The following is a 24,234-nucleotide window of genomic DNA, read 5'->3' as shown; positions in this document are numbered from 1 at the left end:
CCGCGGCGTCTGTCGTCCACGATATGTCGGACAACCTCTCTATCGTCGTCGTCGAAAAGGATCGGGATCGCGCGCTTCTGATCATCGACAGTCTGCGCACCTCGGGCAATCACGACGTGTTCGTGATCTCGGAAGAGGCCGGCCTGGCCCGCCGGATCAGCGAACGGAACCCGGACATCGTTCTGATGGATGTCGCCAGCCCCTCGCGCGACATGCTTGAGGAATTGACCCTCGCGTCCAGTCCTCTGGAACGTCCCGTTGCCATGTTCGTCGATCAAAGTGAGGACGGCCTGACCAAAGCCGCGATCGAGGCAGGTGTTTCCGCTTACGTCGTCGATGGCCTGCGTCCGGAGCGGATCAAGCCGATCATCGACGCCGCCATCGCGCGCTTCCACATGTTCCAGCAAATGCGCGCTGAATTGGAGGCGACCAAAAAGGCCCTTCAGGAACGCAAGGTGATCGACCGCGCCAAGGGTATCTTGATGAAAGCCCGTGGGATCGAGGAAGACGAGGCCTATGCCCTCCTGCGCAAGACTGCGATGGATCAGGGCCGCAAAGTAGCCGATGTCGCGGAATCGCTCGTCACCGCAGCGGGGCTTTTGTCATGAACCTGCACCTGCTGCGCGCGGGTTTCATCCCGCTGGTCGATGCCGCCCCGCTGATCGTCGCGCATGAGATCGGATTCGCCGAAGAAGAGGGGCTCGCCCTCGATCTTCGCAAAGCGCCGTCCTGGTCCACGCTCCGTGACATGGTCGCACTGGGCCAGATCGAGGCCGCACATATGCTTTCTCCGGTGCCGGTCGCCACTGCGCTTGGGCTCGGTGGTAACGCCACCCGGCTGGATGCGCTGTCGGTGCTGTCGGTGAACGGTAATGTCGTCTGCGTCTCGCGCGCACTGGCGGACCGCATGCGCGCGGGCGGTTACGCGTTCGACTTCAGTGACCCGCGCGCCGCGGGCGAGGCGCTGATGAAAGCCGTCGACGGGCAATTGCGCATCGGGGTGCCCTTCCCGTTCTCGATGCATGCCGAACTGCTCTATTACTGGCTGGGCGCGCTGGGTGTGCCCGCGCCGCAATCGCTCGACGTGCGCACGGTGCCGCCGCCCCTCATGGCAGATGCCATCGCAGCCGGAGAGGTGGATGCCTTTTGCGTGGGTGAGCCGTGGGGGTCCATCGCCGTGGAGAACGGCGTGGGAGAGTTGCTTTTGCCCGGCTCCGCGATCTGGTCCTTCGCGCCCGAAAAGGTGCTCGCCGTGCGCCATGACTGGGCCGGAACCCAGCCCGTTTTGACCGGCAAGCTGATCCGCACGCTCTGGCGCGCGGGACGGTGGCTCTCGCAACCGGCCAATCGGGCCACCGCATCAGAGATCCTAAGCCAGCCACATTATCTGGGCGTGACGGCCGAGATTCTCGATCGCGCTCTCAGCGGGCATTTCGTTATCTCCCCGCGTGGCGACCAGCGGCAACGCGACAGCTTCGTGGCCTTTCATGAAGGGGCTGCGACATTCCCATGGCGCAGCCAGGCGCAATGGATCGCACAGCGCCTGGCTGCCCGGACCGGGCTCGACCGGGACATGTCTCTTGCCGCCGCGCACCAGGTTTTTCGCACCGATCTCTACCGCAACGCGCTGTCGGCCCTGCATGTCGATTTACCCGGCGCGTCCGAGAAAGTAGAAGGCGCGCTCGACACCCCGCGCGAGATCGCATCGGCCTCCGGCACACTGATTCTGCGGCCAGACCGGTTTTTTGATGGCGCAGTCTTTGATCTTTCTGCGCTGCAGCGATGAAAAATTGTGCAGCCCGTTGCATTGCCGCAAAGACAAGCCTGCAGAGACCGCGACCTTGGTCGCATCTCTCTTGATCGGGCGCCTGCCTTTCGCGATTATGACATTATTCAAACAGACAACGATGTCGTTTGAACCGATTTACCCCAGCGATTTGGGACCTGAAGCGAAGCTGCTTGACCTGTTGATGTGCTCCTCCCGCACACGACGGATCGGCAGCTTTTTTGTTTTTCGCCCCATCTCCTCCCTGGGGCTTTGACGTAAGGACGCAACAATGAAACGCGCACTCTTTGCCATCCTGGCCAGCACCGCTCTAACGGCGCCGGCCTTTGCTGAAATGCTGGACGTGGAAAAAGACGAACTCACCTTCGGCTTCATCAAGCTCACCGACATGGCCCCTCTCGCCATCGCATACGAGAACGGATATTTTGAAGATGAAGGCCTCTTCGTCACGCTCGAGCCCCAGGCGAACTGGAAGGTGCTGCTCGACCGGGTGATCGATGGCCAGCTTGACGGCGCCCACATGCTGGCCGGCCAGCCTTTGGCGGCCACGATCGGTTACGGCACCGAGGCGCATATCGTCACGCCCTTCTCGATGGATCTCAACGGAAACGGCATCACCGTCTCCAACGAAATTTGGGAGCAGATGCGCCCTAACATCCCCTCGATGGATGACGGTCGCCCGCAACATCCCATCTCTGCCTCGGCGCTCAAGCCGGTGGTCGAGGCCTATGCCGATGAGGGCAAGCCCTTCAACATGGGCATGGTCTTCCCAGTTTCCACGCACAATTACGAAATTCGCTACTGGCTGGCCGCAGGCGGGATCGAGCCCGGTTACTACAGCCCCGAAAACGTGAGCGGCCAGATCGCCGCCGACGTGCTGCTGTCGGTGACGCCGCCACCGCAAATGCCCGCCACGATGGAAGCCGGTACGATCTATGGCTATGCCGTGGGTGAGCCATGGAACCAGCAGGCCGTCTTCAAGGGTATCGGCGTCCCGGTCATCACCGACTACCAGATGTGGAAGAACAACCCCGAGAAGGTCTTCGGCCTGACCAAGGAATTCACCGAAGAGAACCCACAGACCACCCTGGCCCTGACCAAGGCCCTGATCCGCGCGGCGATCTGGCTCGATGAAAACGACAACGCCAACCGGCCCGAGGCGGTGGAGATCCTCAGCCGCTCGGAATATGTCGGCGCCGATTACGACGTGATCGCGAATTCCATGACCGGCTTTTTCGAATTCGAGAAAGGCGACAAGCGGGAAATCCCGGACTTCAACGTGTTCTTCCGCTACAATGCGACTTATCCCTTCTACTCGGACGCCGTCTGGTACCTCACCCAGATGCGCCGCTGGGGTCAGATTTCCGAAGCCAAGCCCGACAGCTGGTATGACGAAGTGGCCAAATCCGTCTACAAACCAGAAATCTACCTCGAAGCGGCACGGATGCTTGTTGATGAAGGGTTGGCCGATGAGGCCGATTTCCCATGGGACAGCGACGGCTACAAAGCGGCAACGCCGGCTGAGGATATCATCGACGGCATTCCCTACGATGGTCGTCAGCCCAACGCCTATCTCGAAAGCCTGCCGATTGGCCTGAAAGGCGACCAGCGCGTCGTCGGCAACGAAGTGCAAGGCTGACCCCTGAAACAGCTGCTCCTCAAGCCCTGACGGGCTTTCCTCGCGACGACGCCCGCAAGGGCGGAGGAGCAGCTCCCCTCGCCCCCAGCGCAAGGATTTCCCATGACCACCGTCGATCCCGATTTCGCCGAAAGCCAGGCCAAGGAAGCCCGCAAGGCCCGCCTGTTCTCCCGTATCAACCGTGCCGACGCCTGGTTTCAGGTCCTTGGCCTCAGCTGGATAACTCCCGTCCTCAAGGCGGCGGCCGGCGACAACCCGCGCGCCCAGATGCAGGAAATCTGGCGCCTCCTCGGGGTGCCCGTCCTCGCCATCATCGCCTTCCTCTTCGCCTGGGGAACACTCGCCCCGACCGTGCAGACCTCCCTCGGCGCTATCCCCGGCCCCGCACAGGTCTGGGAGCAGGTCGAGGTTTTGCACGCCGACCACCTGCGTGAGCGCGACAAGGCCGAAGCGTTCTATGAACGTCAGGAGGTAAGAAACGCCAAGCTCGTCGCTGACGGCAAGGAAGACCGTGTGAAGTGGCGCACCTATACCGGAAAGCCAACCTATTACGACCAGATCTGGACCTCCATCCAGACCGTCTTCTTCGGCTTTCTGATCGCCACCGCCGTGGCCGTACCGATGGGGATCGCCGCAGGCCTGTCGCAGACCGCCAATGCCGCGCTCAACCCTCTGATCCAGATCTTCAAACCGGTCTCGCCGCTCGCCTGGTTGCCCATCGTGACCATGGTCGTATCCGCCGTCTACACCACCAATGACGGCTGGTTCACCAAGTCCTTCCTGACGTCCGCCATCACCGTGACGCTCTGCTCGCTCTGGCCCACGCTGATCAACACAGCCCTTGGCGTCTCCAGCATCGACAAGGACCTCGTCAACGTCTCCAAAGTCCTCAAGATGAGCACCTGGACCAAGATCACCAAGCTCGTCCTGCCCTCCGCTCTGCCTCTTATCTTCACCGGTCTGCGCCTGTCGCTCGGTGTCGGCTGGATGGTCCTGATCGCCGCCGAAATGCTGGCCCAGAACCCGGGCTTGGGCAAATTCGTCTGGGACGAGTTCCAGAACGGCTCGTCGTCTTCGCTCGCCAAGATCATGGTTGCCGTCTTTACCATCGGGATCATCGGCTTCCTGCTCGACCGGATGATGTACGCGATCCAGTCCCTCTTCACCTTCACGAACAACCGGTGATGTCATGAGCGTGATCGAATTCAAGAACGTCTCGAAGAGCTTTGGGGAAGGCACCTCCGCCGTCTCCCACGTGCTCAAGGACATCAACCTTACCGTTGAGGAGGGCGAGTTCCTCGTGCTTCTCGGCTTCTCCGGCACCGGCAAGACGACCCTGATCAACCTGATGGCCGGGCTTGAACAGCCATCCAAAGGGTCCGTCACGTTCAAAGGTCAGCTCATCACCGAACCGGCACCCGAGCGGGGGGTGATCTTCCAGAACTATTCCCTGATGCCGTGGCTCACGGTGACGGGGAATGTCCGCATCGCGGTCGACACGATCTTCCCGAACCTCTCGTCCAAGGAAAAGGCCGCGAAGGTCGACCACTATGTCAAAATGGTAGGCCTGTCTCACGCCGCCGCCCGCCGCCCGGCAGAGCTTTCGGGCGGGATGCGCCAGCGGGTCAACGTGGCCCGTGCCCTCGCGATGAACCCCGAGGTGCTGCTGCTGGACGAGCCGCTTTCGGCCCTCGACGCGCTCACCCGCGCCAATCTCGCCGATGAGATTGAGCGTATCTGGGAAGCCGACAAGAAAACCTGCGTGCTCATCACCAACGATGTGGACGAAGCCATTTTGCTTGCCGACCGCATCATTGCGCTCAACCCCGACGGCACGCTGGGGGAAGAATTCAAGGTCACTATCCCGCGTCCGCGCGACCGGGGGGAGATGAACCATCACGAAGGATTCAAGAGCCTGCGCGCCCAGGTCACCACCTACCTGATGGATGTCGGGATCGAAGCCAAGGTCGAAGGCACCAAGATCCTGCCCGAAGTCACCCCCATTCACGGCGTTCCCGCCGCGGTGGCGGACGCTCAGAAGGGCATGATCGACCGCAACTTCCTGGACTTCAGCCAGCTTCACAAGATCTATCCCACGCCCCAGGGGCCCCTGACCGTGGTCGAGGATTTCAACCTCAAGCTCAACAAGGGTGAGTTTATCTCCCTCATCGGCCATTCCGGCTGCGGCAAGTCTACGGTGCTGACCATGGCTGCCGGGCTCAATGAGATCTCCAAGGGCGCGATTAAGCTGGATGGCCGTCACGTCGAAGGCGCCGATCCCGAACGCGCCGTGGTGTTCCAGTCGCCGTCGCTCTTCCCTTGGCTCAGCGCGAAGGAGAATGTCAGTGTCGGTGTCGACCGGGTTTATCCCAAAGCCTCCCAATCCGAACGCCAGGACGTGGTTGAGTATTACCTGGAACGGGTCGGTCTGGCTGACAGCATGGACAAGCAGGCCAGCGAGCTGTCAAACGGGATGAAGCAACGCGTGGGCATCGCGCGTGCCTTTGCCCTTTCGCCCAAACTCCTGCTGCTGGATGAGCCCTTCGGGATGCTCGACAGCCTTACCCGCTGGGAGCTTCAGGAAGTGCTGATGGAGGTCTGGTCCCGCACCAAGGTCACCGCCATCTGCGTCACCCATGACGTGGACGAGGCCATCCTGCTCGCCGACCGCGTGGTGATGATGACCAACGGCCCCCGCGCCACGATCGGCAAGATCGTCGACGTGGACCTGCCCCGCCCCCGCAGCCGCAAGGCGCTGCTGGAGCATCCCGACTACTACACCTTCCGCCAGGAAGTGCTCGATTTCCTCGAAGAATACGAGCACGGCGCGAAACCCAAGCCGAAACCGCAAGCGATTGCGGCGGAGTGAAAGCATGACCCAGAAACTGATCGTGATCGGGGCCGGCATGGCCTCGGGCCGGGCGCTGGAACACCTCTTTGAGGCTGCCCCCGACGCCTATGACGTTACCCTCTTCAACGCCGAGCCGCGTGGCAACTACAACCGCATCATGCTGAGCCCCGTGCTCGCCGGTGACCAGACCTATGCCGATATCGTCACCCATGACGATGCCTGGTATGCGGACCACGACGTCACCTGCCGCTTCGGCGAAAAGATCACCCGGATCGACCGGCAGGCCAAAAGTGTCACCACCTCCACCGGCGACACGCTTGCCTACGATAAGCTCCTCTTCGGCACCGGCTCCAACCCCTTCATGATCCCCCTCCCGGGCCATGATCTGGACGGTGTGATCGCCTACCGCGACCTTGAAGACACCGAACGCATGATGCGCCTCGGCACCGGTCACAAGGCCGTTGTCATCGGCGGGGGCCTCCTCGGTCTCGAAGCCGCCGCCGGCATGGCCGCGCGCGGCGTCGACGTCACCGTCGTGCACATCATGGGCCACCTGATGGAGCGTCAACTGGATGAGGCCGCAGGCTACCTCCTCCGCAAGGCGCTGACAGACAAGGGCATCACCGTCCGCTGTCAGGCCAATTCCAAGGAAATCCTGGGCGAGAACGGCAAGGTCCGTGCGCTCCTTCTGGACGATGGTACCGAACTGCCCTGTGACCTTCTGGTCATGGCCGTGGGCATCCGCCCCAACATGGCGCTTGCCCAGGACGCTGGCCTCGCCGTGGGCAAAGCGATCCATGTGGACGACCAGATGCTCACCTCCGACCCCGATATCCTGGCCGTCGGCGAATGCGTCGAACATGACGGTCAGCTCTTCGGCCTCGTGGCCCCCCTCTACGATCAGGCCAAAGTCGTCGCAAAAACGCTTTTGGGCGAAGAGGCAGCCTTCAAGCAAAAGGAGCTTTCCACCAAACTCAAAGTCACCGGCTGTGACCTCTTCAGTGCCGGTGATTTTGCCGAGGGCGAGGGACGCGAAGACATCGTCTTCCGCGACCCCGCCCGCGGCGTCTACAAGCGTCTCGTGCTCGAAGACAACCGCATCGTCGGTGCGGTCTTTTACGGTGACACCGCCGACAGCAACTGGTTCTTCGGCCTGATGCGCGACAAGACCGACATCTCCGACATGCGCGACACGCTCATCTTCGGGCCGGCCTTCCAGGGGGGCGCACCGCTGGACCCTATGGCGGCCGTTGCAGCCTTACCGCTTGATGCGGAGATCTGCGGCTGCAACGGCGTGTCAAAAGGGCAGATCGTCCAGGCGATCGAGGGCGGTGCCACCGACCTCGCCGCCATTCGCGCAACCACCAAGGCAAGCGCCTCCTGCGGGACCTGCACGGGGCTGGTCGAACAGGTTCTGGGCAGCACTCTGGGCGACGATTTCGTCCTGCCCGCAGCGGCCGGCATCTGCGGCTGCACCGACCTCACTCATGAGGAGGTGCGCCGCCTGATCAAGAGTCAGGGTCTCAAATCCATGGCCGCCGTGCATCAGGAACTGGGCTGGAAAACCTCCTGCGGCTGCCATGTCTGCCGCCCGGCGCTCAACTTCTACCTGCTGGCCGACTGGCCTCTGGAGTATCAGGACGACCCGCAAAGCCGGTTCATCAACGAACGCAAGCACGCCAACATCCAGAAGGACGGCACCTTCTCCGTCGTGCCGCGCATGTGGGGCGGGATCACGACGCCGGACGAATTGCGCGCCATCGCCGATGCCGCCGACAAATACGACGTGCCCACGGTCAAGGTCACCGGCGGCCAACGGATCGACCTTCTGGGTGTGAAGGGCGAAGACCTCCCCGCCATCTGGGCCGATCTGAACCGCGCTGGCATGGTCTCCGGTCACGCTTATTCCAAAGGGCTGCGTACGGTGAAAACCTGCGTCGGGACTGATCATTGCCGCTTTGGCACGCAAGACAGCACCGGGCTTGGCATCAAGCTGGAGCAGGCGCTCTGGGGTTCCTGGACCCCGCACAAGGTGAAGCTCGCCGTCTCCGGCTGCCCCCGCAACTGCGCCGAGGCAACCTGCAAGGATGTCGGCGTCATCTGCGTCGACAGCGGTTATCAGGTCAGCGTCGGCGGGGCCGCCGGCATGGACGTGAAAGAGACCGAGCGTCTGCTGGACGTGCCGACCGAACAAGAGGCCATCGACGTCACCGTCGCCTTCGTCCAGCTTTACCGTGAGAACGCCAAGTATCTCGACCGGCCCTATAAATGGATCGCCAAGGTCGGCCTCGACTGGGTGAAAGGGCGGATCGAGGACCCGGCAGAACGCCAGCGCCTTCTCGACGCCTTCGCGCTCAGCCAAAGCATTTATCAAAAGGACCCCTGGGCGGAGCATGTCGCTGACAAGGCCGACAGCTACCAGCCCCTGTCCGATTTCAAACTGGAGGCCGCGGAATGATCAGCGATTGGGTCGATGTGGGCGCGCTGGATGCCATCCCGATGCGCGGCGCGCGCGTGGTCAAGACGCCGCATGGCTGCGTTGCGGTGTTCCGCACCGGCGCGGACGAGGTCTTTGCCCTCGACAATGCCTGCCCGCACAAGGCCGGGCCTCTGGCCGAGGGGATCGTGCATGGCAAGGCGGTAACGTGCCCTCTCCACAATTGGGTGATCTCGCTCGAAACGGGCCTCGCCCAGGGCGCCGATAAGGGGCAGGTCGCCACCTATCCCGCCCGCGTCAGCGAGGGGCGGATCTGGATCGAGGCGTCGTTCCTCCAGATGCGGGCCGCCGAATGACGACCCGCACCACATGCCCCTATTGCGGCGTGGGCTGCGGGGTTCTGGCCACGCCGGACAGCGTGAAAGGCGACCCGGATCATCCTGCAAACTTCGGGCGCCTCTGCTCAAAAGGATCGGCGCTGGCCGAGACGATCTCTCTCGAAGGGCGCCTGCTGGAGCCGCAGATCGACGGGCAGGCTGCCCCATGGGACGCCGCCCTGAACCTGGTCGCGGCCAAGTTCAATGAAGCGATCCGCGCGCATGGCCCCGACAGCGTGGCCTTCTACGTCTCCGGCCAATTGCTGACCGAGGATTACTACGTCGCCAACAAGCTGATGAAAGGCTTCATCGGTTCGGCCAACATCGACACCAATTCCCGCCTTTGCATGGCCTCGTCCGTCGCAGGTCACAAACGCGCCTTCGGGACCGATACCGTCCCCGGCCAATACGAGGATTTCGAGGAGGCCGACCTGATCGTCCTCGTCGGCTCCAACCTCGCCTGGTGCCATCCGGTCCTCTTCCAGCGCATCGAAGCCGCCCGCGCACGGCGACCCGACCTGAAGGTCGTCGTCGTGGACCCCCGCCGCACCGCCACGTCGCAGATCGCCGATCTGCAACTCAGCATCCGCCCCGACGGTGACGCCGCTCTCTTCAACCTGCTCCTCGAAGCCATCGAAGCGCGTGGCCTGATCGACGGTGCTTACACCGATGCCCATGTCACGGGCCTCTCCGATGCGCTGGAGGCCGCACGCGGCACCGACCCGGCGCAAACCGGCCTGACGGAAACCGAGATTGCCACGTTCCTCAACCTCTGGTGCGGTACGCGGAAAGTCGTCACGCTCTACTCACAGGGCGTGAACCAATCCGCCTGCGGCACCGACAAGGTCAATGCGATCCTCAACTGCCATCTGGCAACGGGCCGCATCGGCACGCCGGGCTGCGGCCCCTTCTCCATGACCGGCCAGCCCAACGCGATGGGCGGGCGTGAAGTGGGCGGGCTTGCTAACATGCTCGCCTGCCACCTCGATCTCGAAAACCCCGACCACCGACACGCCGTCCAAGGCTTCTGGAGCGCGCCGCGTATTGCCGACCGGCCCGGCCTCAAGGCCGTTGACCTCTTTCAGGCCTGCGCCGACGGACGGATCAAGGCGCTCTGGATCATGTCCACCAACCCCGCGGTTTCCATGCCCGACGCCGATGCTGTGGCCGATGCGATCCGCGCCGTACCCTTTACCGTTGCGACCGACATCATCGCCGACACTGACACCAATCGCCTCTGCAACGTGCTCCTGCCCGCGACTGGCTGGGGCGAGAAATCAGGCACCGTCACCAATTCCGAACGTCGTATCTCCCGCCAGCGCCCGTTTTTGCCGGCGCCCGGCCAGGCCCGCCCCGATTGGGACATCATCTCTGACGTGGCGCGCCGGATGGGCTGGGCCAATGCTTTCGACTATAGATCCCCGGCTGAGATATTCCGGGAATACGCCACGATGTCGGGCCTCTCCGCCCGCTTTGGGCGTGATTTCGACATTACCGGCCTCAGCGATCTTTCAGACGACGGTTATGAGGCCCTGAAACCAATCACATGGCCCGCCCCCGCCTCCGGCAAGGGACCGGCGCGCTTCTTTGCCGGTGGGGGCTTCTACCACGCGGGCGGCAAGGCAAAGATGCTGCCGATCACGCCACCCGCACCGGTCGAGAGCCCTCAGATCTGGCTGAACACCGGCCGCGTGCGTGACCACTGGCACACCATGACCCGCACCGGCCGCGCTCCGCGCCTCGGTGCGCATATGGCCGAACCTTTCGTCGAACTTCACCCCGACGATGCCGCGCGACTGAGCCTTGCGCCTGCAAGCCTTGCGACACTCTCCAACACATACGGGACCGCCACGCTCCGCGTGCTCATCACCGACCGCGTCCGCCCCGGCACCGCCTTCGCACCGATGCACTGGACCGGCATCACCGCGGCCTCCGGACGTGTCAACGCGCTCGTTGCGCCCCGAACCGACCCGGTTTCGGGACAACCCGCCTCTAAAGGCACACCTGTGTCAGTCGCACCATTCGCCGCCGCCTGGTACGGCTTCGCCGCCAGCTCTGCCCAGATGACCCCCACCCGTCCCTATGCCGCCATCGCGCGCAGCCGGACCGGCTGGCGGGCCGAGGTCGCAGGCTGCAAAGCCCCTCGGAATTGGGAGGCCGAAGCCCGTGCCATCCTTTCCCTGCCCAATGGCACCGCCAGCGTCTACCATGACCCTGCCTCCGGGGCCGCCCGTGTGGCCATTCGCGAACATGACCGGCTCACCGGCCTTTTCTTTGCCAGCCGCAGCCCTGTCGCCGTCGCGCGGGCGACAGCGGTCGACCTGATCGGAACCGACACGCCCGTCAGCACAGCCCTCGCCGGTGTTCCCGGAGCCGATCAGCCGCGCAAGGGCGCCACGGTCTGCGCCTGCTTCGACGTCGGAACCGAAGAGGTTCGCGCCGCCATTGCTGCGGGTGCTCAGAGCGTCGAAGCGCTTGGAGCCTGTCTGAACGCCGGGACCAATTGCGGGTCATGCCGTCCGGAATTGCGCGGCCTCATCGCGGCCGCCCAGCTTAGGATCGCAGCCGAATGACCCTCGCCCCCTTTGTCCGCATCGTGGCCCAGGGCAAGGGCCGTGCCCGCCCTATGACAGAGGCAGAGGCCCATGCGGCGATGGAGATCATTCTCGGCGGCGAGGCGGCCCCCGAAGCCATCGGCGCCCTTCTGATGGTCCTGCGCCTGCGCGGTGAAACCACCGACGAGATCGCGGGCTTTGTACGCGCGCTTCGCACCACACTCACGGACTGGCAGGCCGCCGCTCCGGCGCTCGACTGGCCCAGCTACGCCGCCGGGCGGACGCGCGGCCTGCCTTGGTTCCTGCTCAGCGCCCGTCTGATCGCGCAGGCGGGTCATCCCGTCCTGATCCATGGCCGCAATGCCAGCGATGCACAATTGCGGGCGCATCTGCCTGCGCTCACTATCCCCGTCGTCCGTACACCGGACGCAGCGCGCACATCCCTCGCAAAAGGCGGATTGTGCTATGTCCCGGTAGAGGCGCTCAGTGCTCCGGCCTCTGACCTTCTTGGCCTTCGCGCCGCGCTTGGTCTGCGCTCCTGCATCAACACCTGCCTGCGCATGGCCAATCCCGGCGGGGCCGCCACCAGCGTCCAAGGCGTGTTCCACCCGGGCTACCGCGTGCTTCAGGCCGAAGTTGCGGACGTGCTCGGCGACAAAGCCACTATGATCCTAAAAGGCGGTGGCGGAGAATTCGAGCGCACGCCCTTCAAACCCGTCACACTCTTCGGTGCGCGCGGCGCCACCCGTTTCGAGGCTGCTCCGGCCCTGCGCCCTGCAGCAAAGCGGCTGACCGATCTGCCCGAAGACCCCGCGGCGCTTGCCGCGCTTTGGCAAGGCGATCTGCACCACGCCGACGCCGAAGCCACCGTTACGGGCACCGCGGCCCTGGCCCTGCTGGCACTCGGCGTTGCCTCCGATCTACCCCGTGCCGAAGAGGCGGCATGCACGCTTTGGCGTGACCGACATCTACGTCGCGCCGCCTGAAGGAGACCGAGATGAAGACCTTTCCCATGTTCCTGCGCGTCGCTGACCGCCCCGTGATCATCGTGGGCGGCGGGGAGCAGGCCGCGCAGAAATGCCGCCTGATGCTCAAGACCGAAGCACGGATCACCGTCTGCTGGCCCGAGCTGGACGACGAATTACACGACCTCGCGGCGCGGGGCCGGATTACATGGCACAAGGATCCGGTCACCGCCGCAACCTTCAAGGGCGCCGCCCTGGCCTTCATCGCCACCGGCTGCCCAGGCTCCGCCGCCGCCCTGCATGGGCTGGCCGAAGCCGCCGGAGCGGTCGTGAATGTCGTCGACCAACCCGACCTTTGCTCGGCCATCACCCCCTCCATCGTGGACAGGGACCCGGTCGTCGTGGCCATCGGGACCGAGGGCACGGCACCCGTCCTCGCGCGTCAGATCAAAAGCCGGATGGAGACCTTGCTGGAGCCGCAACTCGGCGGTTTCGCCGCTTTGGCCGGTCGGATGCGCGGCGCCGTGGCCCGCTCTGTCCCCCGCGCCCAGCGGCGGGCCTTCTGGCGGTGGGCATTTTCAGATCAGCCGCGCAAGCTGCACGCTCAGGGGGCAGAACGGGACGCCGCGGCGCTGCTGAAGGCAGCGATCGCTGGCGGAGGAGCGCCGGACGTAACACCCCAAGGCTCCATCTGCCTGATCGGTGCCGGGCCGGGTGCGGCCGATCTGCTGACCCTGCGTGCGGTCAAGCGCCTGCAGGAGGCCGACGTGATCTTTTACGACCGCCTAGTCGATCCCGAGGTGCTGGAACTCGCCCGCCGCGATGCGGAACGCATTTATGTCGGCAAGGCCGTCGGCGCCTGCAAATGGCCGCAAGAGAAGATTGACGCCGTTATCGTGGCCGCCGCGCGCTCCGGCCAGAATGTCGTGCGGCTGAAAAGCGGCGACCCCATGCTCTTTGGCCGCGCGGAAGAGGAACTGGCCGCTGCACGCGCCAACGGCATACCCGTTGAAATCGTACCCGGCGTGACCGCTGCAAGTGCCAGCGCCGCCACGCTCGGCAGGTCGCTAAGCGAGCGGGGTGCCATCGAACGGGTGACCTTCGCCACCGGCACCTGCCGGGACGGAGACGCTGCCCCTCTCTTTGCCGAGACGCTGAGACCCGGAACGACACTGGCGCTTTACATGGCCGTGGCCGCCGCCCCCCGCATACAGGCAGAGCTTTTGTCCAAAGGTCTGCCTGGAACGCTTGAGGTGGATGTCGTCTCTCAAGCGAGCCAAAAGGGAGAAAAGATCCTGCACTGTACTCTCGGCACGTTGAGCCGGGAGATGGAGCAGAACGACATCGCCAACCCCGCAGTCATTTTTATCCGGCATCCAAAGGCCGCAGCGGCAATCGCCCGGCCCAGGCCGCAGCTTGCCGCACTCAGCGCCTGATCATCCGATCAGGCCACGGCGCACGAGGTTCAGACCGGCGATCAGCAGGACAAAGAGCGTCATGCGTCGGAACATCTGCTGATCCGCGCGGCCCCGGATCAGCCCGCCCACCCACATGCCCGCAAGGGCCGGCATGACGAGAAGCAGCGAAAAAGGCGCCGTCTCTGACCGCATGACGCCCGACCCGATATGGGCGGCCAGCAGCGCCACAGCACCCAGGCCATAGATCACGCCCTGAACCCGCATCTGCTCGGACTTTTCGGTGTTCAGCGCCGTCAGATAGGCCACCGTCGGCGGCCCCCAGACACCCGACACCCCCCCGATCGCTCCGGCAAAGGCGCCGATGGCCGCCTCCACCCGCTTGCTGCGCGCTTTCAGAACGAATTGCACGCCGACAAGCTGGACCAGCGCAAATAGGGTGATTGGCCCCCCGATCAGCAGAAACAGCATATCGGCAGGCAGAAACCGGAAAAGCTGTGCCGTGGCCAGCAACGTGACCAGCCCCATCCCAAGAAAAATACGGAACGAAACGATAGAGGCCATCGCCGCACGCGCACCCTGCCCGAGGGCCTGCCAGGCATTCGTCACCAGCGTCGGCAGAATCAGTCCCGCCAGTGCCAGATCCGGCGCAAGAAACGTTCCCATTCCCGCTACCATCACCATCGGCATGGCAAAGCCCACGAGTCCTTTGACCAGACCCGCCAAAACGGCGATAATAAGGGTCAATGACAGGGTCACCGGGTCCAGAAAGGGAAAGAGCGCGTCCATGCCTCTGCATACCCGCTCAGCGATAGTGCTGCGATGCAAAAAGTCAAAGCGCAATTTTCGAACAAATCCGCGCACCCTATAGTATTTTTGTTGCGCTGCACCTGCGAACTAGATAGACCCGGGCAACGCGAAAAAAGGATGTTGAATCATGGCCCATGATGGACAGGACCTGACACTGACCGATGCGGTCCTACTTGATGATTTGCTGGCGCTGACCAAGGCCTCCGTGCCGCCGGCAGAGCGGATTTTGGACATTGCCCGCGAACGTGTGGGTGAGATGGTGACCCGTGACGGCCGCATATCCGGCGCACTGGTCGAGGCGAACCAGACAGCTGCGCACGGCTTTGCCTGGCTGGCGACATATGTCGAATCGCTCCGCCAGATGCAGGTCTGGGCGGAAAGGCTGGAAAGCGACGGCAAGTTCGGCGAGACCGAACAATTGATCCACCAGATCGCCTTTGGCGAATATCTCTGGCAGATCTACGGCGGCATCCAGATGAACCAGGGCGAGGTTCTGCGCCTGCAGGACATGGGCCTCACCCAGGACGACATGCGCTCCATGATGGATGACGCGGTGATGACGCTGACCCAGTCCGGCAACACACAGGCTGCGCGTACGCGTCTGGTCGAGCTGATGCAGGAGCAGTCGGCCAACATCACCGTCGGCGCCTCCGGCCTCGACGAAGAGTTGGAGATGATCCGCGAGCAATTCCGCCGCTATGCGGTGGAAAAGGTCGAGCCCTTCGCCCATGACTGGCACCTCAAGGACGAACTGATCCCGCTTGAGGTCATCGAAGAACTGGCCGAGATGGGCGTTTTCGGTCTGACCATCCCCGAGGAATATGGCGGCTTCGGCCTCTCCAAGGCCTCCATGTGTGTCGTCTCCGAAGAATTGTCGCGCGGCTATATCGGCGTGGGCTCTCTGGGCACCCGGTCCGAGATCGCGGCAGAACTGATCATCGCGGGCGGCACCGAAGAGCAAAAGCAGAAATGGCTGCCCCAACTGGCCAGCGCCGAAACGCTGCCCACGGCGGTCTTCACCGAGCCAAACACCGGCTCCGACCTCGGCTCGCTCCGGACCCGGGCGGTCAAGGATGAAAACGGCGATTACAAGATCACCGGCAACAAGACCTGGATCACCCATGCCTCGCGCACCCATGTGATGACGCTGTTGGCGCGCACCGATCCCGAGACCTCCGACTACAAAGGCCTGTCGATGTTCCTGGCGGAGAAAACGCCTGGCACCGATGAGCATCCCTTCCCCACCGAAGGCATGACCGGCGGCGAGATCGAGGTGCTGGGCTATCGCGGCATGAAGGAATACGAGCTGGGTTTCGACAACTTCCATGTGAAGGGCGAAAACCTGCTGGGCGGCGAAGAAGGCAAAGGTTTCAAACAACTCATGGAGACGTTTGAATCCGCCCGCATCCAGACCGCGGCCCGCGCCATCGGCGTGGCGCAATCGGCCCTCGATATCTCGATGCAATATGCGCAGGATCGCAAGCAGTTTGGCAAATCGCTGATCAACTTCCCCCGTGTGACCAACAAGCTGGCCATGATGGCGGTCGAGATCATGGTGGCGCGTCAGCTGACCTATTTCAGTGCGTTCGAAAAGGACGAAGGACGCCGCTGCGATGTGGAGGCCGGCATGGCCAAACTGCTTGGCGCCCGCGTGGCCTGGGCAGCGGCAGACAATGGCCTGCAGATCCACGGCGGCAACGGCTTCGCGCTGGAATACAAGATCAGCCGCGTACTCTGTGACGCGCGTATCCTCAACATCTTCGAGGGTGCCGCGGAAATTCAGGCACAGGTGATTGCACGGCGTCTGCTGGGCTGATCTTTGGGTATCTATTGAACCGGCGCAGGCGATAACCCGCCCGCGCCGGTTTCTTTTTGTATTATATGTTCTTGATTTGTTCCGATCTTCCTATTCTGGAGCCCCAACCTCCAGAAAAAGGATACCTTGATATGATTCTCACCGATCTCACCAAAGCCATGACGCCGCCGGCGATTGGATTTGGCCTGTTGGTCTACGGCCTTGTCATGGGATTTATCTTTCCCGAAACCGCGCTCTTCATGATGGGACCGATGTTCTTCGGCGCTGTGCTTGCTCTGCACGGCGATCTAAGCCGCACCGGCAAACCCGAACAGGGATATACCATCATCGCCATGTCGCTCATCCTACCGCTGCTGGCCCTTGTCGCCGCTTTCAAGGTCACCGATCTTCTCGGCTTCAGCTATGCTATCACCGCAGAGGGCAAGGATGGCCTGCGTAGCATCCTGCTCAACCTGTTCGTTATCATCCTGACGCTGGCGTATAGCGCGACCTTCTTCAAAATGATGTGGGAATCGATCGCCGAGGCCCTCGTTAAGCGCGGGCAAGGTTGGGTCCATGATTTGCCCCACTATGTGCCAGTTTACGCGATGCTGAGCCTGATGATCGTCGGCCTGCTTGTCCTGGCAATGCCGGGGTGAGGCAGTTTCAAATCTGACGTTCTGACAATAAATATTGAAAACGTCATTTAGCTCGCTACCTTCTGAAGAGGACATTCGGAAAGGAAGCCTTTGATGACCCACCAAACCGTCCTGTTGACCGGCATCTCCGGCTTCATCGCCAAACGCATCGCACGCGTGCTCCTGGACAAGGGCTATAGCGTGCGTGGCTCTCTGCGCAGCCTGTCCCGCGCCGACGAGGTGCGCGCCGCGATGGGAGATGTCGAAACAGACAGGCTCAGCTTTGTCGAACTGGACCTCGGCAAAGACGAAGGCTGGGCAGAGGCGCTGGACGGGGTCGACGCGCTTTTGCATACGGCTTCTCCTTTCCCGCTGAGCGAGCCGAAGGATGAAGAGGAATTGATCCGCCCCGCTGTCGACGGCACGTTGCGCGCGCTAACCGCAGCACAGGCCAAAGGGGTCAATCGGATCGTTCTGACCTCCTCCATGGCCGCTGTGATGCATGTGGACCGCCCGGAGGGGCACGCCTTCGGTCCCAAGGATTGGACCGACCCCAAGCATCCGACGGCCAACGCCTATATCCGGTCAAAGACCCTGGCCGAACGCGCGGCATGGGATTTCGTTCGGGACAACCCCGAGATGCAACTGACCACGATCAATCCCGGCCTCGTCTGCGGCACCCCCGCCGACGCGCGCTATGGCTCATCGCTTGAGGTGATCGAACGTGTGTGGTCCGGGCGGGATCCCGTTCAGCCCAATTTCGGCTTGCCTGTCGTGGATATCGCGGATGTGGCCGACCTGCATGTCGCAGCCCTGGAAAATCCCGCCAGCATCGGCCAGCGCGTCATCACCGCCGACAGTTTCTGGATGATGCCCGAGATCGCGAGCACGCTGGCAAGCGCCTTTCCGAACCGCAAGATCGCCACCCGTAAGGCGCCCAACTGGCTGCTGCGCCTTCTGGCGCTCTTCGATCCGATGGTGCGCACGGTCCTGCCAAGCCTCGACCGGCGCATTGCAATCGACAATAGCGCAACGCGAGGCACTTTCGGTCTGACATTTATTCCCGCCGAAACCGCCATGCTGGACAGTGCGCGGTTTCTCGATAGCGTGAAGGGATGACACGCGCCCTTCTGCTGACCCTCCTCATCGCCTCTTGCCAACCCGACGAAACCGTTCGCGGCCATGGCGCCGGCGATCGTATCTGGGTGTTGCAGGAACTGAACGGCGCGCCGTTCACACCGCGCGCCACGCTTCAGTTTCCCGAGCGGGGCCGCATGACAGGCGACGCGCCCTGCAACCGGTACAGCACCGGCATGACGATGCCCTACCCATGGTTCGAAGTCGGCCCGATCGCCGCGACCAAACGCGGCTGCCCGGATCTTGATGCCGAGGTCGCATTCTTTGACGCGCTGCGTTCCATGACCCTTGTGGAGGTTGTCAATCAGACGATGATCCTGACAAACGAAACGGGCGGAGAGATGCTGTTCACAACGTCCGAGTAAACGCATCCACGAACCGTCCCCGCGCGTCGGGCAACGGCTTGTGGCCCAATTCCGGGGCCAGTCGCTGTTCCAGGAAATATCCCGTCACCCGCAACGCCTCTAACACTTCCGCATCCGGCGCGGGCCCATCGCCGCGCAGGCAGGGCGGCAAGGGCATCAGGCGATCCGCCCATTCCCCGGCGCTGGCCTGCGACACCGCGCGGCCCGACTTGGGCGAGACATAGGCCAAGCCCTCTGTCGTGCCGGTCACGGCACAGGCGCTCAGGTCCAGCCCAAACCCCATCTCCTCCAGCAACGCCATCTCCCAGTTGAGATAGGCAAGCGGCCAGATCTCGTCCTGCCCCAGAAGGTCCAGCACCTGCTCGCTCTTTCGGTAAAGCGCGGGATGCGCCTCTCGCTCCGGCAGGCAGAACGCCAGAAGTCCCGTCACCGCGTTCAGGCCCGCCAGCGCAAGACGCCCCGACATCGCCGCCGCCGCGCGGCTGCGCAAGGGCTCCACCTGATACGTGCCGATATGATCCTCCAGCCGCGCGCGCCAGGCCACGTCGAGCTGCGCACCCGGCTGTAGGATCGGCGCGATCTTCCGGCTGGTCCCTCCACGCACCACGCCCGCGTGACGCCCATGCCCTTCGGTGAAAACCTCTATGATGGCCGCCGTCTCTCCATGGCGCCTCACGTTCAGCAGAATACCCTGATCACGCCACTCCATCAGACCAAACCCGGCTGGTCCAACAAATGCCGCCCCTGGCGGTCTTCCACCTCGATCACCCAGAGATCCGGATCGAACCCGCGCTGCCGCTCCGCCGCTTCATCGACCTCTGCCTCCGCGCCCTCGGCAAGCGACATCCAGACCCTCGCCCCGCTCTCCAGATCGAAGGACCTCTGATAAAGCACCGCCTTCCCGTCCAGCGTGCTCAGCTTCACCAGCACCGCGCCTCCGGTATCGTCCCCATGGGCCACGACAAACGCCGGGATATCCAACATCCGCAAGCGCGCCAGATAGGCATCCACCCAGAACCGCGTCGTCAGCCGGGCCATATCTTCATCTTGCCGGATAAACTCCCCCCGGAGGGTCGGTTGGCCAGGGGCTCAGGTGTTTCCATCCTTGAACTCCAGCCCCATCTCCGCATAGCGCTCCGCCTCTTCCAGCCAGTTGGGTCTCACCTTCACCTGCAGGAACAGATGCACTCGCCGACCCAGGAATTCCTGCAGCTCCTCCCGTGCCGCTTTCGAGACCGCCTTGATCGTCTCGCCCTTGTGGCCCAGCACGATCCCCTTATGCCCGTCACGCACGACATAGACGACCTGGTCAATCCGGGCGCTGCCATCCTTGCGCTCCTGCCAGCTCTCCGTCTCGACGGTCATCTGGTAGGGCAATTCCTGATGCAGGCGCAGGGTCAGTTTCTCCCGCGTCATCTCCGCCGCGATCATGCGCATCGGCAGATCCGCGATTTGGTCTTCGGGGTACAGCCACGGCCCCTCCGGCACCTCCCCGGCCAGCCAGGCACGCAGCGCGTCGACCCCGTGCCCCTTCTCGGCCGAGATCATGAACGTCTCGGCAAAGGCGAGGCGCTCGTTGAGGTCCTTTGTCAGGCCCAGCAAAACCTCCGACTGCACCTTGTCGATCTTGTTGAGCGCCAGCGCCACCTTGCGCCCCTGTGCCACCTCGCCCAGCCCTTCAAGAATGCGCTCCACCCCCTCGGTCACGCCGCGATGCGCCTCGACCAGCAGAACGATGACATCCGCATCCGCCGCCCCGCCCCAGGCTGCCGCCACCATCGCGCGGTCCAGCCTCCGGCGCGGTTGAAAGAGGCCCGGCGTGTCGACAAAGACGATCTGGCTCTCGCCCTCCATCGCGACTCCGCGGATGCGCGCCCGCGTGGTTTGCACCTTGTGGGTGACAATCGATACCTTCGCTCCGACCATCCGGTTGAGCAGCGTCGACTTGCCCGCATTAGGCTCCCCTATCAGGGCCACGAAACCAGCTTTTGTCATGGCTGTTGCTCCATTTCCGCCAGAAGCTGCGCCGCCGCCGTTTGCTCGGCCTGCCGTTTTGAGCCTGCCTGCGCCTCGGCCACGCCGCCATTGTCCAGTTCTGCCCGGATCGTGAAGACCGGCGCGTGATCGGGTCCGGACCGGCCCACCTCCCGATAGACGGGCGGTGTCAATCCGCGCGCTTGCGCCCATTCCTGCAGCGCTGTCTTTGGATCCCTCGCGTCGACCTCAACGGTATCGATCCGGGAGCCCCAGAGCCTCAGGATCAGGGCCTCCGCCGCATCATAGCCCGCATCGCGGTAGACCGCCGCGATCACCGCCTCAAGTGCGTCGCCCAGAAGCGCCTGCTTGCGCCGCCCGCCCGACAGCATCTCGGACCGGCCCAGTTTCAGCACCGCGCCCACATCGATTTCGCGTGCAATCTCTGCGCAGGTCTCCTTGCGGACAAGGGCGTTGAACCTTGGTGCCAACTGCCCCTCGCTGGCCCCCGGATCCGCCCGCAAAAGCGCGTCGGCCATCACCAGCCCCAGAACACGGTCGCCCAGGAATTCAAGCCTTTGGTTGTCGTCCCGGGTCGCCGAAGAGATCGAGGAATGCGTCACCGCGCGCACAACGAGCGCAGGGTCAGAAAACCGATGCCCGATCCGCGTTTCAAACGCGCGCAGATCCGCCCCCAGCTTCACTCGATCTTCTCAAAGAAGCGATCACCGCGCCAGGTCCAGAAGAACAACATCGACCCGCCGGCAGAGGAAAACAGGATCCGATCCGCCCGACCAACAAGGTTTTCGAACGGCACAAAGCCGACGCCACCCGCGCTTTGCGGCAAACGACTGTCCGAGGAATTGTCGCGGTTGTCTCCGACAAAGAAGTAGTGGCCCGCCGGCACGGTATAAACACCGGTATTGTCCGAGCTTTGATTGGTGATGTTGAGAACGCTATAGCTTACCCCGTTGGGCAGCGTTTCGGTCTGACGCGATTTCAGGCAGGTCCCGCCATTGCCCACGGGTCCGTTCTCGCATCTTGGACGCACCCGGTTCGGGCCTTGGGGTGCTACGATCTCTTCGAAGACACCATCGTCCTCCAGGCCGACCGGTTCGTCGTTCAGATAGAGAACCCCGCCCCGCATCTGCACGCGGTCCCCCGGCATGCCCACAACGCGCTTGATAAAGTCACGCCCCGTGACCGGATGGCGAAAGACCACCACGTCGCCGCGTTCCGGCTCTCCGCCCAGAATGCGCGAATTGTCACCCTTCAGAAAGCCGCAGACGTCCTCCGCATCAATATCGATGCCGATGCTGGGAATATTCACGCTGGGGCACGACGCGTAGGAATAGCCGTAAGCCATCTTGTTCACGAAGAGGAAATCGCCGATCAGCAACGTCTCCTTCATTGAGCCGGAGGGGATCCAGAACGGTTGGAAAAACAAGGTTCGGAACACGCCAGCGATCAAGAGCGCGTAGACGATGGTCTTGATCGTTTCGACAAAGACGTTGGCTTTCTTGGCGGTAGCGGCCATGCGGCTCTCCGTTGCAATAGGGTCGCCGCTACATGCGGGCCGGGCTTTGGTAAGTCAAGGCGGTGGCGGGATCCCCTTCCGGTCGCGCCTCGATCACGACGAAGGCCTGTGCCCAGGGGTGATCATCCGTCAGGGTGACGTGAATGATCGCTTCGTGCCCATCGGGGGTCATCTCTTTCAACCGCTCGGCCGCCCAACCCGTCACGTGCATCACAGGCTGGCCGGTAGAGAGATTAGAGACAGCCATGTCCTTCCACGCAATCCCCATCCGCAGCCCTGTGCCCAACGCCTTGGAGCACGCCTCTTTCGCGGCCCAGCGCTTGGCGTAGGTTCCCGCGACATCCCGGCGGCGTTCGGCCTTTTGCTGTTCGGTCGGTGTGAAAACACGATTGCGGAACCGATCTCCAAATCGCTCCAACGTGCCTTGAATGCGCTCGATATTCGCAAGATCCGTACCGATCCCCAGGATCATTGTCCCCCTCCCGCGATGGCAAACAGTGGAAAGCTGACGCCCAACGCCCAGGCGAGGATCACGCCTTGCCCTAACCCCGCGCTGACGACACCGCCCCGTGCGGCAACCCATCGTCCCATCAAACCGAAGATCACGTAAAAGAGCACGATCACAGGGGCGATCATCGCCAAAAAGAACAAGTCCGTGGGATCCAGCACAACGGCGACGCCCAGCGACAAAAGAAAAGCCAGCCGGGCGCCCCAACGCCGCAAAAGCGGTGCCTTGCCGCCTTCACTCAACCGGGCATCCGACATCATGAAGAGAATGGCGCCGATAGACAGCGCCGCGATGATCGCCAATCGGTCGGGCGTGGGCCAGAAATTTGCGCCATAGCGGTGCAACGCGCCGCCGAAAACCAGCACGCCCCAAAGCGTGAGCGCAAGGGTGGACAACGGCGAGAAGCCGCCAAATAACATCCCGGCCCACCGAAGGATCGCAAGCTGAAGCAGACCGAAGAGCAACAAGTGCAGCGCAAGATAATCCGCCACCAGGACGGGAAGCAGGTTCAGCGGCACCCAGACCGCCGCAAGGGGTGTCACGATAGCTGGCGGAAGGGCCGCCAGCCAGAAGGTGCGCGCGGGAATTGGCGTAAGATCAATCTCCCGCTTTGGAAGCAGCCGGCTCAGCGGGTAGACCAATGCGACAAGGCCCGCGATCAAAAGCATGAACCAAGATCCCGTGACGGGGGCCGCCTGATCTGAATTTCGTCCAAAGCTTTGGTCGAACCAGGCCAAAGCGGCATCTTGCCCGGCCCGGCTGTAAAGGATCCCCACATGCTCGACCGCCGGGGCGACTATGGCGCCGCGGCGGACACCGTCGCTCTCGACGATCGCGCCTTCGGTGGCGTCCGGGTCGACCATCTGCAATGCTCGCTCGCCGAACGCCCTTAATCCTGCTTCCCACTGCCCCGAGATCAAAAGCATGTCCGACGGGGTCGTCTCGTCAACCGCTTGCGAAAAGGCTGACAAAAGCACCAGGGGCCCGATCCTGGGCTCGTCCATGGAGGCTCTGATCAGGATGTCGGTGGCCATCGAATGGCCCAAAAGTCCCACCGGGCCGGACCAACCCTCCCGCCGGGTTGTGCTGCTGATCACCTTCACCGTTTGTTCGACCAGCAATCGGGTCGTGCCGGAGATTTCATCCACATCGCCCGACATGGGTACAGTGTGCTGGCCATGACCTTCGAAATCGAATGTGTAGGCCACGTAACCAGCCCTTGCGAGGGTCAGCGCATAGGCCTGCATCATCTGGCGGGATCCGGCAAATCCGTGGGCGATCACGATCAGGGGACCGTCCGCCCCCGGCATTGCGTATCGCGTCAGCGGCGTCCGCTCCGCGCTTGTATCCGTGATCGAGATCCCCGCGCGGGCCGTTTCCAATCGCCATGTCGCGACCACCGCAAGGCTCAGTGACACCAGAAAGACCAACCAGACGCGCAAGGG

22 protein-coding genes are annotated in these 24,234 nt (G+C 63.2%); 14 read left to right on the top strand and 8 right to left on the bottom strand.

Annotation, left to right across the window (positions count from 1 at the left end; genetic code table 11):
* The first annotated feature begins 23 nt into the window (after window positions 1-23).
* The 10 genes from CFI11_RS02180 to cysG all read left to right on the top strand — a co-directional run bounded on the left by CFI11_RS02180 (window position 24) and on the right by cysG (window position 14,046).
* A complete protein-coding gene (locus tag CFI11_RS02180) occupies window positions 24-608 on the top strand; it encodes an ANTAR domain-containing response regulator (RefSeq protein ID WP_130402623.1) in 585 nt (194 codons plus the stop codon).
* The gene (locus tag CFI11_RS02175) at window positions 605-1,786 is read left to right on the top strand and encodes a CmpA/NrtA family ABC transporter substrate-binding protein (RefSeq protein WP_130402621.1); all 1,182 of its coding nucleotides are present in this window, start codon (window positions 605-607) and stop codon (window positions 1,784-1,786) included. Before CFI11_RS02180 ends, CFI11_RS02175 begins: the two co-directional genes overlap by 4 nt.
* A 271-nt stretch (window positions 1,787-2,057) precedes the next feature.
* A complete protein-coding gene (locus CFI11_RS02165; protein ID WP_130402617.1) occupies window positions 2,058-3,425 on the top strand; it encodes a CmpA/NrtA family ABC transporter substrate-binding protein in 1,368 nt (455 codons plus the stop codon).
* A 102-nt stretch (window positions 3,426-3,527) separates the two neighbouring features.
* Window positions 3,528-4,610 (top strand): ABC transporter permease, encoded by a 1,083-nt coding sequence (locus tag CFI11_RS02160; RefSeq protein WP_130402615.1) that lies wholly within the window; start codon window positions 3,528-3,530, stop codon window positions 4,608-4,610.
* Between the two features lie 4 nt (window positions 4,611-4,614).
* Window positions 4,615-6,294, top strand: coding sequence for an ABC transporter ATP-binding protein (locus CFI11_RS02155; protein WP_130402613.1), 1,680 nt, complete (start codon window positions 4,615-4,617; stop codon window positions 6,292-6,294).
* Window positions 6,295-6,298: 4 nt separating this feature from the next.
* On the top strand, window positions 6,299-8,734 hold the full coding sequence (nirB, locus tag CFI11_RS02150; protein ID WP_130402611.1) for a nitrite reductase large subunit NirB: 2,436 nt from the start codon (window positions 6,299-6,301) through the stop codon (window positions 8,732-8,734).
* Entirely contained in the window at window positions 8,731-9,069 is a 339-nt protein-coding gene (gene nirD, locus CFI11_RS02145; RefSeq protein WP_371687463.1) for a nitrite reductase small subunit NirD, read from the top strand. Before nirB ends, nirD begins: the two co-directional genes overlap by 4 nt.
* Entirely contained in the window at window positions 9,066-11,663 is a 2,598-nt protein-coding gene (locus tag CFI11_RS02140; protein ID WP_130402609.1) for a nitrate reductase, read from the top strand. Before nirD ends, CFI11_RS02140 begins: the two co-directional genes overlap by 4 nt.
* On the top strand, window positions 11,660-12,631 hold the full coding sequence (locus CFI11_RS02135; RefSeq protein ID WP_130402607.1) for a glycosyl transferase family protein: 972 nt from the start codon (window positions 11,660-11,662) through the stop codon (window positions 12,629-12,631). The genes CFI11_RS02140 and CFI11_RS02135 overlap by 4 nt, the downstream gene beginning before the upstream one ends.
* A gap of 11 nt (window positions 12,632-12,642) precedes the next feature.
* Window positions 12,643-14,046, top strand: coding sequence for a siroheme synthase CysG (cysG, locus tag CFI11_RS02130; RefSeq protein WP_130402605.1), 1,404 nt, complete (start codon window positions 12,643-12,645; stop codon window positions 14,044-14,046).
* On the opposite strand, the gene CFI11_RS02125 is transcribed toward cysG, so the two are convergent.
* A complete protein-coding gene (locus CFI11_RS02125; RefSeq protein ID WP_130402603.1) occupies window positions 14,047-14,814 on the bottom strand; it encodes a sulfite exporter TauE/SafE family protein in 768 nt (255 codons plus the stop codon).
* 148 nt (window positions 14,815-14,962) lie between these two features.
* Between CFI11_RS02125 and CFI11_RS02120 the strand changes: the two genes are divergently transcribed.
* The 4 genes from CFI11_RS02120 (at window position 14,963) to CFI11_RS02105 (ending at window position 18,770) form a co-directional block, all read left to right on the top strand.
* Window positions 14,963-16,651: an acyl-CoA dehydrogenase family protein gene (locus CFI11_RS02120; protein WP_130402601.1), complete on the top strand. Its 1,689-nt coding sequence runs from the start codon at window positions 14,963-14,965 to the stop codon at window positions 16,649-16,651.
* A gap of 56 nt (window positions 16,652-16,707) precedes the next feature.
* Window positions 16,708-17,289 carry a hypothetical protein gene (locus CFI11_RS02115; RefSeq protein ID WP_130402599.1) on the top strand — a complete coding sequence of 194 codons (582 nt, stop codon included), beginning with the start codon at window positions 16,708-16,710 and terminating at the stop codon, window positions 17,287-17,289.
* 93 nt (window positions 17,290-17,382) lie between these two features.
* Window positions 17,383-18,387, top strand: coding sequence for an NAD-dependent epimerase/dehydratase family protein (locus CFI11_RS02110; RefSeq protein WP_130402597.1), 1,005 nt, complete (start codon window positions 17,383-17,385; stop codon window positions 18,385-18,387).
* Window positions 18,384-18,770 (top strand): META domain-containing protein, encoded by a 387-nt coding sequence (locus tag CFI11_RS02105; RefSeq protein WP_130402595.1) that lies wholly within the window; start codon window positions 18,384-18,386, stop codon window positions 18,768-18,770. Before CFI11_RS02110 ends, CFI11_RS02105 begins: the two co-directional genes overlap by 4 nt.
* On the opposite strand, the gene recO is transcribed toward CFI11_RS02105, so the two are convergent.
* From recO to CFI11_RS02070, 7 genes are read right to left on the bottom strand one after another with little or no spacing between them, the layout of a single operon-like run.
* A complete protein-coding gene (recO, locus tag CFI11_RS02100) occupies window positions 18,754-19,479 on the bottom strand; it encodes a DNA repair protein RecO (protein ID WP_130402593.1) in 726 nt (241 codons plus the stop codon). The genes CFI11_RS02105 and recO overlap by 17 nt on opposite strands.
* The gene (locus CFI11_RS02095; protein ID WP_130402591.1) at window positions 19,479-19,808 is read right to left on the bottom strand and encodes a DUF1491 family protein; all 330 of its coding nucleotides are present in this window, start codon (window positions 19,806-19,808) and stop codon (window positions 19,479-19,481) included. The genes recO and CFI11_RS02095 overlap by 1 nt, the downstream gene beginning before the upstream one ends.
* Before the next feature lie 51 nt (window positions 19,809-19,859).
* The gene (gene era, locus CFI11_RS02090) at window positions 19,860-20,765 is read right to left on the bottom strand and encodes a GTPase Era (protein WP_130402589.1); all 906 of its coding nucleotides are present in this window, start codon (window positions 20,763-20,765) and stop codon (window positions 19,860-19,862) included.
* A complete protein-coding gene (rnc, locus tag CFI11_RS02085; protein ID WP_130402587.1) occupies window positions 20,762-21,448 on the bottom strand; it encodes a ribonuclease III in 687 nt (228 codons plus the stop codon). The genes era and rnc overlap by 4 nt, the downstream gene beginning before the upstream one ends.
* Window positions 21,445-22,281 carry a signal peptidase I gene (gene lepB / locus CFI11_RS02080; RefSeq protein WP_130402585.1) on the bottom strand — a complete coding sequence of 279 codons (837 nt, stop codon included), beginning with the start codon at window positions 22,279-22,281 and terminating at the stop codon, window positions 21,445-21,447. The genes rnc and lepB overlap by 4 nt, the downstream gene beginning before the upstream one ends.
* A gap of 28 nt (window positions 22,282-22,309) precedes the next feature.
* Window positions 22,310-22,753 carry a holo-ACP synthase gene (gene acpS, locus CFI11_RS02075; RefSeq protein WP_130402583.1) on the bottom strand — a complete coding sequence of 148 codons (444 nt, stop codon included), beginning with the start codon at window positions 22,751-22,753 and terminating at the stop codon, window positions 22,310-22,312.
* Complete coding sequence (locus CFI11_RS02070; protein WP_254449002.1) at window positions 22,750-24,231, bottom strand: serine aminopeptidase domain-containing protein; 1,482 nt, start codon at window positions 24,229-24,231, stop codon at window positions 22,750-22,752. Before CFI11_RS02070 ends, acpS begins: the two co-directional genes overlap by 4 nt.
* Between the last annotated feature and the right edge of the window lie 3 nt (window positions 24,232-24,234).

It is taken from the genome of Thalassococcus sp. S3, assembly GCF_004216475.1.
Lineage (GTDB): Bacteria > Pseudomonadota > Alphaproteobacteria > Rhodobacterales > Rhodobacteraceae.
The sequence above is the reverse complement of the archived record's forward strand: the minus strand, read 5'-3'. Positions and strand labels throughout refer to the sequence as shown.